Origin of the sequence: Cupriavidus necator (assembly GCF_040578825.1) — a bacterium.
In the GTDB taxonomy this organism is placed as follows: domain Bacteria; phylum Pseudomonadota; class Gammaproteobacteria; order Burkholderiales; family Burkholderiaceae; genus Cupriavidus; species Cupriavidus necator_E.
Map to the genome: position 1 here is coordinate 119109 of NZ_JBEFLI010000003.1, position 13546 is coordinate 132654.

A 13546-nucleotide genomic window follows, 5' to 3' on the forward strand; every position below is an offset into this window, starting at 1 on the left:
CGGGGCCGCGGCCCCGCACCGGATCAGCCGCCCGGGGCCTGCCGGGCCTGCCGGACTTGCCGCGCTTCATAGGCCTTCAGGTGGCTGTAGGCAATGCGCAGCGGCGACAGTGGCGGCAGCGCCGGGCCCGCGTGCGCGCCGCGGGCGATCAGGTCGCCAAGGATATGGTCGGCCTCGGTACGCGAGCCGTTCTCGACATCGCGCAGCATCGATGCGGTCAGCGGCGACGGCTGCAGCAGCATCTGGTTGGCGCGCGCGTCGAACTCCGGCGGCATCTGGTGGCCGTTGTGGGCGGCTACCTCGCGGCAGTCGGCCAGGATGCCTTCGATCACGGCGCGGCCGTCAGGCGTCGCCAGAATGTCGCCCACGGCGGCGCGCATCAGGCAGGTGCTGGCGGCCAGCGTGGCCAGGAAGGTCCACTTCTCCCACATGCGCTGCACGATCTGCGGGCTGGCGCTGGACTCGAACCCGGCGTCTTCCATCACCAGCCCGATCGCCTGCGCGCGCGGCGACATGCCACCGTGCAACTCGCCGAAGACCATGCCGTGGGTGTCGTTCAGGTGGACGATCTCGCCGCCCGCGTTCAGCGTCGAGGCGATCATGCACAGGCCGCCGAGCACCTTGTCTTCGCCAAAGCGCGCCTTGAGCACGTCGAGGTGGCGCATGCCGTTGAGCAGCGGCAGGATCGCCGTCGACGGTCCCACCGCGGGCGCGAAGCTGGCGATGGCGTCGTCCAGGCTGTAGGCCTTGCAACTGAGCAGCACCAGGTCATATGGCGCGGCGATGGTGTCGGACAGCACCGTGTGCACGTCGCGCAGCGTCAGGTCGCCGCGCGGGCTGCGGATCACCAGTCCGGACTCGCGCAACGCCTGCGCGCGCTTGTCGCGCACCAGGAATGTCACGTCGCGCCCGGCCGCCGCCAGCCTGCCGCCGAAATACCCGCCTACCGCCCCTGCCCCGACAACCAGAATTCGCATGATCGCTCCTCTGCTGGAATGCAGCGACTTTAGCAAGATTCCGGCAAGACGTGCTCAGGCCGCCACGCCCTCGCAAGCCTGGTCCGCGGAGGCCGGGCGCGCCCGGTGCACCAGCCCGGACAGCGCGCCCGCGGCGACGATGCACAGCCCGCCGGCCGCTTCCTTCCAGCTCAGCACCTCGGTGGCCAGCCACCACGACGACACTGCCGCGATCACGATCTCGAACAGCATCAGCAGCGACACGCGGTTGGCCGGCAGCCGCTGCAGCCCGTACTGCACCACCGAATTGCTGACCACCAGCACTGCCGCCAGGCCCAGCACCAGCATGCCCGCGCTGACCTGCGCGCCCGCGGCGATGGTGACCGAGGTGCCGTCGAGCAGCAGCGCCGCCGGTACGCCCACCACCGTGCAGCCGAGGTAGACCACCACCGTGCGCACCCGTGCATCCATCTCGGGGAAACGCTGCCCCGCACGCCGCGACAGCACGTTGTTGACGGCAAAGCCCATGCCGCCCACCAGGCCCGACCATTCCGCCGCCGAGCCCGGCAGCGGCACGCCGACCTCCGGCGTCCACAGCATCAGCCCGGCACCGAACAAGGCCAGCGCCACCAGCGCCAGGCCCGCCGCAGACAGCCGCTCGCCCAGGAACAGCCGCGCGAACAGCGCGGTCCAGACCGGCGTCAGGTAGAACAACAGCAGCACGCGCATCACATGGCCGTTGACGCTGCCCCAGACAAAGCCGGCATTGGTCACGCCCGCGGCCAGGCCGATCGCGACGAACAGCCAGTGCGGGCGCAGCCCGGCCAGGTGGCGGCGGAACGCCAGCAGCGACAGCACGGCTGCGACCGAGCTGACCAGCGCCGCGGCATGCATGCCGCCCAGCCCCCATCCCGCCAGCACGCGGTACGGAAACCAGGCGATGCCCCAGACCGAGGCGCCCAGCAGGATCGAAAGCGAAGCCTTGACCGCATGGCGGTCGGACGGCGCGTGCTGCGCCGCAATAGTGTCTGTGCTCATATCGGGAATCTGTGCGAGGCGAGCCGGGCCGCCGGCCGGGCAGCGGCAGGCAGGTCCGGACGGCGCCGGCGGCATCACCATGGCGTGATGCCCGCCATCCGCGCCCGCGGCGGGCCCCACAGGCCGCGCCGGCGCACGGAATCCCGCGCCGTTCCTCTATAATGCGTCGTTTTAACTGGCCCCGACCTACACGTGAATCCGCGCCTCGACCTGCTCCAGCCCTACCCGTTCGAGAAACTGCGGGTGCTCTTTGCGCAGGTGAAGCCTGCCGACAAGCCGGCCATCAGCTTTGGCATCGGCGAACCCAAGCATCCGACGCCCGCATTCATCAAACAAGCGCTGGCCGAGTCACTGGCGGGGCTGGCGAATTATCCCACAACGGCCGGATCCGACGCACTACGACAGTGCATCGCCGGCTGGCTGGAACGCCGCTACGGCCTGCCCAAGGTCAACGCCGCGACCGAGGTGCTGCCGGTAACCGGCTCGCGCGAAGCGCTGTTCGCCTTTGCACAGACCGTGGTCGATGGCACCAGGCCGGGCGCGCTGGTGCTGTGCCCGAACCCGTTCTACCAGATCTACGAAGGCGCCGCGCTGCTGGCCGGCGCCACGCCGGTGTTCGCCAACAGCGACCCGGCACGCAACTTCGCGCCGGCCTTCGACCGCATCGGCGACGAGGTCTGGCAGCAGGTGCAGCTGCTGTTCGTGTGCACGCCGGGCAACCCGACCGGCGCGGTGCTGTCGCTGGAGGACTGGAAGCAGCTGTTTGCGCTGGCGGACCGCTACGGCTTCGTGATCGCATCGGACGAGTGCTACTCGGAGATCTATTTCGACGAGGGCCGCGCGCCGCTGGGCGCGCTGGAAGCGGCGCACAAGCTCGGCCGCGGCTTCGAGCGGCTGGTGATGTTCTCCAGCCTCTCCAAGCGCTCCAACGTGCCAGGGCTGCGCTCGGGCTTCGTCGCCGGCGACGCCGCGCTGCTGAAGAAATTCCTGCTATACCGTACCTACCACGGCGGCGCGATGAACCCGGCGGTGCAGACCGCCAGCATCGCCGCCTGGAACGATGAAAGCCATGTGCGCGAGAACCGCGCCGCCTACGTGCGCAAGTTCAGCGAAGTGACGCCGATGCTGGCGCAGGTGCTGGACGTGGCGCTGCCCGACGCGGGCTTCTACCTGTGGGCCGACGTCTCGCGCACGGGGCTGAGCGATACCGAGTTCGCCGCGCGTCTGCTGGCCCAGCAAAACGTCACCGTGCTGCCGGGCAGCTACCTGGCGCGCGAGACCGACGGCATCAACCCGGGCGCCAACCGGGTGCGCATGGCGCTGGTGGCGACGCCGGAGGAATGCCTGGAAGGCGCGCGCCGGATCGTGGAATTCTGCAAGGCGCTGGGCTGAGGCCTGATTGTCCAATTGTGTTCTCCCTCTCCCCTCAGGGGGAGAGGGTCGGGGTGAGGGGTGGTTTAGCAAGGCAACCACGCCGGTAGAGCCGCCCGCCCTCACCCCCTGCCCCTCTCCCGCAAGCGGGAGGGGGGAGCAAACAAGAGGTCGAGGCTGAGACTCGACGATCGAACATCAACATTCAACCCTGAGAAACCCAACATGACGCAAGCACTGCAAGCCCTGATCGACCAGGCCTGGGAAGACCGCACCAGCCTGTCGCCCAAGTCCGCCCCCAACGATATCCGCGAGGCCGTCGCCAACGTCATCAGCCAGCTCGACGCCGGCACGCTGCGCGTGGCCGAGAAGCAAGGCAAGGACTGGATCGTCAACCAGTGGGTCAAGAAGGCCGTGCTGCTGTCGTTCCGCCTGGAGGACAACGCGCCGATGAGCGCCGGCGGCTTTGCCCAGTTCTACGACAAGGTGCCGACCAAGTTCGCCAACTGGAGCGGCGACGACTTCGCCAAGGCCGGCTTCCGCGTGGTGCCGCCCGCCGTGGCCCGCCGCGGTTCGTTCATCGCCAGGAACGCCGTGCTGATGCCGTCGTACGTCAACATCGGCGCCTATGTCGATGAAGGCACCATGGTCGACACCTGGGCCACCGTCGGTTCGTGCGCGCAGATCGGCAAGAACGTGCACCTGTCGGGCGGCGTGGGCATTGGCGGCGTGCTGGAGCCGCTGCAGGCCAACCCGGTCATCATCGAAGACAACTGCTTTATCGGCGCGCGCTCGGAAGTGGTCGAAGGCGTGATCGTGGAAGAGAACTCGGTGATCTCGATGGGCGTGTACCTGGGCCAGTCGACCAAGATCTATGATCGCGAAACCGGCGAGATCCACTATGGCCGCGTGCCGGCGGGCTCGGTGGTGGTGGCGGGCAACCTGCCGTCCAAGGATGGCAAGTACAGCCTGTACTGCGCCGTGATCGTGAAGAAGGTCGACGCGCAGACCCGCGCCAAGACCAGCCTGAACGACCTGCTGCGCGGCGACTGATCGCCCGCACGGCGCCGGCCCGCAGGCTGCGCCGCAACGTCCCGGGGCCGTGCCCCGGGACCGCATTGCCCCGTTGTCACCCCGCCTGGCCAGGCTGAACATGCCTTCCCTCCGCAAGCGACTCATGGCCCTGGATCCCACCACCGTCAGTACCGTGCTCTCCCTGTTGCCGACCATTCTCGAGCAGGCCAACAAGACCATCGAGAAGCTCAAGAAGAGCCGGCGCAAGGGCGAGACGCATGAAGGCGCGGTGGCCGACACGCGCGATCCCGCCGCCCGCATTGCCGAGCTGGAAGCCACCGCGATGCAGCAGGCCGAAGCGGTCAAGCTGCTGGCCGAGCAGCATGCCATCACCATCGAGGCCCTGCGCAAGGAAGCCGCGCGGCTGGACCGCCGCCTGCGCCTGATGACCGCGGTGGCGATGGGCGGCGTGGCGCTGGGGCTCGGCAGCCTGATCATCGCGCTGAACCTGTTGTTCCGCTGAGTTCCGCAGATCCAATCCATCAAGACAAGCCATGACCGTCCTGCTCTACGGCATTCCCAACTGCGATACCGTCAAGAAAGCCCGCACCTGGCTGGATGCCAACGGCGTGGCCTACACCTTCCACGACTTCAAGAAGCAAGGCGTGGACGAAGCCATGCTGCGCGGCTGGCTCAGGCACGTGCCGCTGGCCACGCTGCTCAACCGCAAGGGCACCACCTGGCGCGCGCTGTCGGACGCCGACAAGGCACGCGCCGAGGAAGAAGCCGGCGCGATCGCGCTGATGCAGCAAAGCCCGTCGCTGATCAAGCGCCCGGTGCTGGCCCACGCCGGCAAGGTGATGGTCGGTTTTTCCGCCGACCAGTACGCCGGCCAGTTCTGATTTCCATTTTCGTCATCCGATGACCGCCACCCTCGCCCTCACTGAAGACCTGATCCGCCGCCGCTCCGTCACGCCCGCCGACGAAGGCTGCCAGGCCATCCTGGAAACCCGCCTGAAGGCGCTCGGCTTCGATTGCGAAGCCCTTGTCAGCGGGCCCGATGATTTCCGCGTGACCAACCTGTGGGCGGTGAAGCGCGGCACGCAGGGCAAGGACGGCAAGCTGCTGGTGTTCGCCGGCCATACCGACGTGGTGCCGACCGGCCCGCTGGAGCAGTGGCACTCGGACCCGTTCGAGCCGACCCACCGCGACGGCAGGCTGTACGGCCGCGGCGCGGCGGACATGAAGACCTCGATCGCCGGCTTCGTGGTGGCGGTGGAGGAATTCGTCAAGGCGCATCCCGCGCATGCCGGTTCGATCGGTTTCCTGATCACCAGCGACGAGGAAGGCCCGGCGCATGACGGCACCATCAAGGTGGTCGAGGCGCTGACCGCGCGCGGCGAGCGGCTGGACTACTGCGTGATCGGCGAGCCCACCTCGGTCAACGCGCTTGGCGACATGGTCAAGAACGGCCGCCGCGGCTCGCTGTCGGGCAAGCTCACGGTCAAGGGCATTCAGTGCCATATCGCCTACCCGCACCTGGGGCGCAACCCGATCCATGAAGCCGCCCCGGCGCTGGCCGAACTGGCCGCCGAAGTGTGGGACCAGGGCAACGAATACTTCCCGCCCACGAGCTGGCAGATGTCGAATATCCACGGCGGCACCGGCGCCACCAACGTGATCCCGGGCCACGTCACCATCGACTTCAATTTCCGCTTTTCTACTGCCAGCACGCCGGAAGGTTTGAAAGAGCGCGTGCATGCGATCCTGGATCGCCACAGCCTTGAGTACACGCTGGACTGGACCCTCGGCGGCGAGCCTTTCCTGACCCCGCGCGGCGAGCTGTCCGAGGCGCTGTCGGCGGCGATCCAGGCCGAGACCGGCTTCGAGACCGAGCTGTCGACCACCGGCGGCACCTCCGACGGCCGCTTTATCGCCAAGATCTGCCCGCAGGTGATCGAGTTCGGCCCGCCCAACGCCAGCATCCACAAGATCGACGAGCACGTCGAAGTGCGCTTTATCGAGCCGCTGAAGAATGTTTACCGCGGCGTGCTGGAACGCCTGATCGCCTGATTTTTTCGCCGAAAGACACCCTACATGGCAACGCCCTCCCCCCTGCGCACCGTGCGCGACCTGCTGCGTCTCGCAGTCTCGCGCTTTACCGCCGCGCGCCTGTCCTTCGGCCACGGCAGCGCCAACGCCTATGACGAAGCGGCCTACCTGGTGCTGCATACACTGAACCTGCCGCTCGACACGCTCGATCCGTTCCTTGACGCGCGCCTGCTGCCCGAGGAAATCGATGCCGTGCTGAAGGTCATCGACCGCCGCGTCACCGAGCGCGTGCCGGCCGCCTACATCACGCATGAGGCCTATATGCATGGCCTGCGCTTCTACGTGGACTCGCGCGTGATCGTGCCGCGCAGCTTTATCGGCGAGCTGCTGCAGGAAGGGCTGGAGCCGTGGATCGGTGAGACCGGCGAGATCGGTCCGGTGCTGGAGCTTTGTACCGGCTCGGGCTGTTTGCCGATCGTGGCCGCGCACGTGTGGCCGCATGCGAAGATCGACGCGGTCGATATTTCGCCCGATGCGCTCGCGGTGGCGCGGCGCAATGTGGCGGACTACAAGATGGAGAACCGCATCCATCTGTACCAGGGCGATCTGTATGCGCCGCTGCCCCATGGTGCCACCTACGATGTGATCCTGACCAACCCGCCGTATGTCAATGAGGCGTCGATGCAGGCGCTGCCTGCCGAGTATCTGGCCGAGCCGCGCATTGCGCTGGCTGGGGGGGATGATGGGATGGATGTGGTGCGGCGGATTATTGCCGGCGCCAAGGCACATCTGAATCCGGGTGGGGTGCTGGTGGTGGAGATCGGCAACGAGCATGCCAATGTGGAGGCGGCTTTTCCGGAGTTGGAGATTGTCTGGTTGCCGGTCAGTGCGGGGGATGAGCAGGTGTTTTTGCTGACTTATGAGGCGTTGCCGGGATAACCGGCATAGCGAACCGACGGTTTGCTCCCCTCTCCCGCCTGCGGGAGAGGGGCGGGGGGTGAGGGCAGGCACTGGCATACCACTGGCCTTCACTTCGTGGATATTCCGGCCCTCACCCCAACCCTCTCCCGCAAGCGGGAGAGGCGGTACACAATCGGGATCACAAAGGTCAGCGGCCTTGCTCGCTGACTCGCAATCTGGGCGAACACCGGCCACCGCGCGGCCATCCGTCCCGCGCAAGCTCTACACTCGCTGCAGATACCGTCCAACATCGCTTCTCCGCAGCCAGCGCAGTATGCAAACCCCGAAGCCGTGACCGCCAGCAACACCCGCCTCCCCGCTTCGCCCGACACCGTACCCGCCCAGGCCACACATGCCACCCGCGGCATCGCCATACTGACTTTCGCCTTCGCGCTGAGCCAGTTCTTCCGCTCCTGCCTGGCAGTGATGGCGCCCGAGCTGCAGCACGACTTCGGCCTGTCGCCGGCCGGCTTCGGCGCACTGTCCTCTTCGTTCTTCCTCGCCTTCGCCGTAGCGCAAATCCCGGTAGGCATCGCCTTCGACCGCTACGGCGTAGGCCGCCCCACCGCGCTGCTTCTGGCCGTCGGCGCGCTGTCGTCGATCGTATTCGTGCTCGCTCCCAACGGCACCGCGGCCACGCTGGCGCAGGTCGGGCTGGGACTGGCCTGCGCCCCAGTCTTCATGGGCCTGCTGCACTTCGCTTCCGAGCAACTGTCCGAACGTGACTACACCCGCGTGGTCAGCCGCTCCAACGCCATGGGCATGATCGGCGCGTTGTGCGCCACCGCGCCGCTGGGCTGGGCGATCTCGCTGATTGGCTGGCGCCCGTCGATGGCGGTGTCGGCGTTGGGCATGGTGGCGGCGTGCTATGGCGTCTGGCGCTTCGTGCGCGACCAGGGCCATGCCGAGGCGCGCACTGCGTCGTGGCCTGCGATGCTGTCGGAGAGCGTGCAGCTGCTCAGGCTGGCACCGCTGTGGACCCTGATCCCGCTGTGCGTGGCGATGGCCGCCGGCACCGCGTTCCGCAACGCCTGGAGCGGCCCGTATCTCGCCGACGTCTTCGGCCTGGGCTCGGCACCGCGTGGCGTGGCGCTGACGCTGCTGAGCCTGGCCGGTTTTATGACTGCCTTCCTGCTGCCGGTGTTGGTCCGCCGCAGTACGCTCAAGACCACCATCGTCGGCTGGTCGTGCTTTGCCATGTCGGGCGCGATCCTGCTGGGACTCTGGCCTGCGGAGGGTATCGGCTACGGCGTGGCGATGATGGCGCTGTTGTCGACCATCGGCATGCTGCATCCGCTGGTGATGGCGCAGGGCCGCGGGTTGATTCCGCCGTCGCGGCGCGGGCGCGGGCTGGGGCTGCTCAATACCTTCGTGTTCCTCGGCTCGGCGCTGGCGTCGTGGGCGTTCGGGCTCATCGCCAATGCCGGGCATGTGCGCGACTGGCCGGTGGCGTTTACCTATTCGGCGATCTTTGTGTCGGCCGCGGTGCTGATCGCCGCGGCGCTGGTGCCGTACGTCTTCAGCCCGCCGCATCCGACCCACTGACCGGTCCACTCAGGCCGGCGCCAGCGCCCGCACCATATCGGCAATGATGGTGAAGCGGATCACGCGCAGGCACGCCAGCTCGCCCGCAAACCCGCTGGTCAGTGCCGGGCGTTGCTGCGTCAGCGCCGCGTTCTGCTGCTCGGCCAGCGCGTAGAGCGCCTGCGCCGCCGGGCCAATGCCGCGCAGCATCGCGTCCAGCCGCCGCTCGGCGGTCACGGTCGTCAGCCCCAGTGCGCGCCCCGCCTCCAGCACCAGCGCGCGCGAGAAATCGCCATAGAACTCGACACCCAGCACCGGCCACGCAAACCGGTGTGCCTGCGGCCAGCCGGTCTTGCCATAGGCGCGCGTGGCATAGGCGGCCTCGCTCAGCAGGTCGTAGAACGGTGCCAGCGCGATGCCCGCATCGGACACCAGGAAGCTCAGGTTCTTCAGGTGCGCGTCCGAGTTGCCGACCAGGATGTTGAACACCAGCCAGTCGAACAGCCGCGCCCGCGCCACCGCCGGCGCCCGGCACAGCGCCGCCAGTTCCGCCAGTCGTACAACGCTGCCCTGGTCGTACTTGAAGGTGCGCGGCAGGTTCAGCAACTGGCAGGCATCGATCGCATGCAGCCGTTCCCACTGTCCCGTCGGCGCCAGGCGGCGGTCGAAGCGGTCGATCAGGTAGACCGGTGACGGCACATAGCGCCGGTGCACCGTCGGCACATCGAGCTTCAGCCTGGCCGCCAGCGACATCACGAACCACTCGTTGGCGACCGAATGCGGATAGATCTCCTGGATCTGGTGCGTCGGCTTCAGGATATGCGTCGATGGCGTATCCGCGCCGGGCTCGTACAGCGCGCCGTCCTGCAGCACCACCGCCAGCTTGTGCTGCGCGCCCGCCAGCGACATGCGCTTGACCGCGCCATGCGTCAGCGGCACGCTCGGCAGGCTGTGGATGCGCGCATCGAGCGCCGCGTCGCTCAGCGGACGCAGGTTCGGCACGGCGGCGGGCGAGCGGCCCGGTGGCAGCAGCGTCAGCGAGCCTGCCGATTCGGCGCCATAGTGCGCCAGCAGCGCAAAGGCATCCGCCTCGTTGCGGATGCTGGCGTCGCGCGCCAGCAGCGCGCGCTGGCCGTCCTCGGGCAACAGGTTGTCGAAGTACCACTGCACCGGGCGCAGCGTGCTGCCGTCGGCCAGCGGCGCGGACTGCAATGGCAAGGCCGGGCTCAGCGCAAAGGCGTGCGGGTCGCCCAGCCACGCGGGATCATAGTGGAAGGACCACACATCGTTGGCATCGCGCAGCTCGCCCACCGGCGTGCCGTTGATGCTGGCGACCAGCGTGCGCTCAGCCATGCTGGCCGGTCCCGTCAGGGCGCTGCGCCGCGGCGCGCCTGCGGCTGCGCGCCTGGCGTTGCCTGAGCTTGTCGCGTTCGGCATCGACCAGCGGTGCCGCCGCGTCCGGCACGTCCACCGTCACACGCAGGCCCAGCCCCTCCAGCACCTGGAACAGCTTGCCCCACTGGATCCCCTCCGCGCCGTTCTCCACGCGGACCATAAAGTTCTCGCTGACGCCGATAGCGCCCGCGGCATCGTCCTGCCGCAGGCCCTGGGCCTTGCGGGCGGCGCGAACGAGGGCGCCGATATCGCTGGGGTCGCTGAGTGGTCGTTGCACAAAAATCTCCTTGATCGCAAAGACTTTAGTGCTTCCAACATGGAAAAGCAAGAAATCTCCCTGATCGCAAAGATTTCGGCTAACCAAGTCGCGCCAAGGGCAGAATCTCCTTATTCGCAAAGATTTCCAGGCCGGCGCATCCTCGGCCGGTCGCGACAAACCCGCCAGTTCATGCCCCCGCCGGCGCACCGCTTCGTCCCCAAAAAGCCAGCCTTATCGATTTAAGAATTCCGCTGGCGGCCTGACACCTTTACCGTTTGTGACAGCAACGTCCCAGCCGGCCTGAAACCCGCGCGACAACGGCCGCGCCCTGGGCCAAGACAAGCCGGCACAAGCCGGCACAAGCCAACGAGGAGACAACCAGATGGCATCCCAATTGCGCCCCGCCCGGGGCCGTCGTGCATGGCTGGCCGGCATGCTGGCCGTGGCCGCGGCCACCGCCGTCTCGCCTGGCGCCAAGGCCGAGACCTGGCCGTCGCGCCCGATCCAGTTGCTGATCCCCTATCCGCCCGGCGGCAGCGCCGACCTGCTGGCGCGCCCGGTCGCGGCAAAGCTGCAGGAGCGGCTCGGGCAGCCGGTGGTGCTGGAGTACCGCCCCGGCGCCGGCGGCACCATCGCCAGCCAGGCGCTGGCGCGCGCCAAACCCGACGGCTATACGCTGATCATGGTGCTGGCCGCGCATGCCATCAATGCCAGCCTGTACCCGAAGCTACCCTATGACACCCGCAAGGACTTCGCGCCGGTGTCGCTGGTAGCGAACCTGCCGATGATCCTGGCCGGCAGCCCCTCGCTGCAGGCCACCAACGTCAGGGAACTGATCGAGCAGGCCAGGGCCGCGCCCGGCAAGCTGACCTTCGCCTCGGCCGGCAACGGCAATACCGGCCACCTGGCGGGCGAGCTGTTCGACGCCGTGGCAGGCATCAAGATGACCCACGTTCCCTACAAGGGCAGCGCGCAGGTGGTGACGGCGATGCTGTCGGGCGAGGTCCAGCTCACCTTCGACAGCATCTCCACCACGCTGCCGCACGTGAAGAGCGGCAAGCTGCGCGCGCTGGCGGTCACCAGCGGCCAGCGCGCCGCGGTTGCACCCGACGTGCCGACACTGGCCGAAGCCGGCGTGCCCGGCATCAGCATCACCGGCTGGTACGCGGTGCTGGCGCCGGCCGGCACGCCGCAGCCGGTGATCGACCGGCTCAGCACGGAGATCGCCACCGTGCTGCGCCAGCCCGAGCTGAAGGCCACGCTGGCCGGCAATGGTTATGAGCCCGTGGGCTCCACGCCCGCCGCGCTGCGCACCCATATCGATGCCGAGATCAACCGCTGGAGCAAAGTGGTGAAGGAATCGGGCGCCCAGATCCAGTAAGCCCCCCCCTTCCCCGCCATTGCCCACTCACCTGCCCGACATGACCCAACCGACTCCGATCCAACGCCCCTTCACCACCATGTCCGTGCTGGTGCGCGAACATGCCACGCAACGCCCCGCGCAGCGCGCGCTGATGCAGGGCGAGCGCACCCTGGACTATGCCGGCCTGGACGCCGCCATGGACCGCATCGCCGCCGCACTGGTCCGCGACGGCGTGCGCCCCGGCGAGGCCATCGCGATCTGCGCTGCGTCCTCGATCGAATACGCCGCCGTCTACCTGGGCGCGGTGCGCGCCGGCGTGGTGGTAGCACCGCTGGCGCCGTCGTCCACGCCGGCCAGCCTGGCCGGCATGGTGGCCGACTCCGGGGCGCGCATCCTGTTCACCGACGCAGCCGTGGCCACGGAGATGCAGCCGGTGCGCGAGCAGCTGGCCAACACGCCGATCGTCACGCTCGATGGCAGCGATGCCGGGCAGCCATACGCGTCCTGGCTCGCGCCCGCCGGTACGCCCGTGACCGAGCCAGAGATCCGCCCGGAAATGCCGCTGAACATCATCTACTCGTCCGGCACCACGGGCCTGCCCAAGGGCATCGTGCAGTCGCATGGCATGCGCTGGGCCCATGTCGCGCGCGGTGCCGCCACCGGCTACGGCACGCATGCGGTCACGCTGCTGTCGACGCCGCTGTACTCCAACACCACGCTCGCCAGCTTCTTCCCCACCATCGGCCTGGGCGGCACGGCGATCCTGATGGCCAGGTTCGACGCCGGCCAGTATCTGGCGCTGGCGCAACGGCATCGCGTCACGCATACCATGCTGGTGCCGGTGCAGTACCAGCGGCTGCTGGCGCATCCGGCGTTCGACCGCCACGACCTGTCGTCCTTCGCGCAGAAGTTCTGCACCAGCGCACCGTTCAGCCCGGCGCTGAAGGCCGATGTGCTGCGGCGCTGGCCGGGCGGGCTGACCGAGCTTTACGGCATGACCGAAGGCGGCGGCAGTTGCCTGCTGCACGCGCACCAGTTCCCCGACAAGCTGCACACCGTCGGCCGCCCCGCGCCGGGCGCCGATATCCGCATCATCGACGACGAGGGCCGCGAGCTGCCGCCGGGCAGCACCGGCGAAGTGGTGGGCCGCTCGGCGGCGATGATGAACGGCTACCACAACCAGCCGGAGAAGACCTCTGAGACAGAATGGCACGATGCGCAGGGCCTTCGCTTTATCCGCACCGGCGATATCGGCCGCTTTGACGAAGACGGCTTCCTGGTGCTGCTCGACCGCAAGAAGGACATGATCATCTCGGGCGGCTTCAACATCTACCCGAGCGATATCGAGGCCGTTGTGCGCGAGCATCCGGCGGTGGCCGAGGTATCGGTGGTGGGCGTGCCGTCGGAGCGCTGGGGCGAGACCCCGGTGGCCTTCATCGCGCTGCGTGCGGATGGCGCAGCCACCGCGCATGACGTGCTGGCCTGGGCCAATGAGCGACTCGGCAAGACCCAGCGGCTGGCCGAAGTACATGAGGTTGACAGCCTGCCGCGCAGCGCCATCGGCAAGGTGCTCAAGCGCGAACTGCGCGACCGGCTGGTGCAGGCCTGACGATG

Annotated in this window: 13 protein-coding genes; 9 read left to right on the forward strand and 4 right to left on the reverse strand. The window is 68.2% G+C overall.

The genetic code is table 11. From position 1 onward, the window contains the following. Window positions 1-23: 23 nt before the first annotated feature. A complete protein-coding gene (panE, locus tag AB1I47_RS03105; protein WP_354682310.1) occupies window positions 24-977 on the reverse strand; it encodes a 2-dehydropantoate 2-reductase in 954 nt (317 codons plus the stop codon). A 54-nt stretch (window positions 978-1031) separates the two neighbouring features. Next, on the reverse strand, window positions 1032-1994 hold the full coding sequence (locus AB1I47_RS03110) for a DMT family transporter (protein WP_354682311.1): 963 nt from the start codon (window positions 1992-1994) through the stop codon (window positions 1032-1034). Window positions 1995-2186: 192 nt separating this feature from the next. Here AB1I47_RS03110 and dapC point away from each other — a divergent pair, with 192 nt between their 5' ends. From dapC to AB1I47_RS03145, 7 genes are all read left to right on the forward strand, one after another. Beyond that, complete coding sequence (dapC, locus tag AB1I47_RS03115) at window positions 2187-3386, forward strand: succinyldiaminopimelate transaminase (protein WP_354682312.1); 1200 nt, start codon at window positions 2187-2189, stop codon at window positions 3384-3386. A 204-nt stretch (window positions 3387-3590) separates the two neighbouring features. Beyond that, window positions 3591-4418: a 2,3,4,5-tetrahydropyridine-2,6-dicarboxylate N-succinyltransferase gene (dapD, locus tag AB1I47_RS03120; protein ID WP_354682313.1), complete on the forward strand. Its 828-nt coding sequence runs from the start codon at window positions 3591-3593 to the stop codon at window positions 4416-4418. 100 nt (window positions 4419-4518) lie between these two features. Further along, window positions 4519-4902, forward strand: a complete 384-nt coding sequence (locus tag AB1I47_RS03125; protein WP_354682314.1) for a hypothetical protein — start codon at window positions 4519-4521, stop codon at window positions 4900-4902. 31 nt (window positions 4903-4933) lie between these two features. Further along, window positions 4934-5281 carry an ArsC family reductase gene (locus tag AB1I47_RS03130; RefSeq protein WP_354682315.1) on the forward strand — a complete coding sequence of 116 codons (348 nt, stop codon included), beginning with the start codon at window positions 4934-4936 and terminating at the stop codon, window positions 5279-5281. Between the two features lie 19 nt (window positions 5282-5300). Beyond that, window positions 5301-6452 (forward strand): succinyl-diaminopimelate desuccinylase, encoded by a 1152-nt coding sequence (dapE, locus tag AB1I47_RS03135; RefSeq protein WP_354682316.1) that lies wholly within the window; start codon window positions 5301-5303, stop codon window positions 6450-6452. A 24-nt stretch (window positions 6453-6476) separates the two neighbouring features. After that, on the forward strand, window positions 6477-7370 hold the full coding sequence (gene prmB / locus AB1I47_RS03140; protein ID WP_354682317.1) for a 50S ribosomal protein L3 N(5)-glutamine methyltransferase: 894 nt from the start codon (window positions 6477-6479) through the stop codon (window positions 7368-7370). 312 nt (window positions 7371-7682) lie between these two features. Next, complete coding sequence (locus AB1I47_RS03145; protein ID WP_354682318.1) at window positions 7683-8936, forward strand: MFS transporter; 1254 nt, start codon at window positions 7683-7685, stop codon at window positions 8934-8936. 9 nt (window positions 8937-8945) lie between these two features. Here the strand turns inward: AB1I47_RS03145 and AB1I47_RS03150 are convergent, their stop codons facing one another. Together AB1I47_RS03150 and AB1I47_RS03155 are read right to left on the reverse strand one after the other, a co-directional pair. Continuing rightward, window positions 8946-10268, reverse strand: a complete 1323-nt coding sequence (locus tag AB1I47_RS03150) for a HipA domain-containing protein (protein WP_354682319.1) — start codon at window positions 10266-10268, stop codon at window positions 8946-8948. Further along, a complete protein-coding gene (locus tag AB1I47_RS03155) occupies window positions 10261-10587 on the reverse strand; it encodes a helix-turn-helix domain-containing protein (RefSeq protein WP_354682320.1) in 327 nt (108 codons plus the stop codon). The genes AB1I47_RS03150 and AB1I47_RS03155 overlap by 8 nt, the downstream gene beginning before the upstream one ends. A gap of 364 nt (window positions 10588-10951) precedes the next feature. Here AB1I47_RS03155 and AB1I47_RS03160 point away from each other — a divergent pair, with 364 nt between their 5' ends. Both AB1I47_RS03160 and AB1I47_RS03165 read left to right on the forward strand, forming a co-directional pair. Beyond that, the gene (locus AB1I47_RS03160; protein WP_354682321.1) at window positions 10952-11950 is read left to right on the forward strand and encodes a Bug family tripartite tricarboxylate transporter substrate binding protein; all 999 of its coding nucleotides are present in this window, start codon (window positions 10952-10954) and stop codon (window positions 11948-11950) included. A gap of 40 nt (window positions 11951-11990) precedes the next feature. Next, window positions 11991-13541, forward strand: coding sequence for a class I adenylate-forming enzyme family protein (locus AB1I47_RS03165; protein ID WP_354682322.1), 1551 nt, complete (start codon window positions 11991-11993; stop codon window positions 13539-13541). Window positions 13542-13546 lie beyond the last annotated feature (5 nt).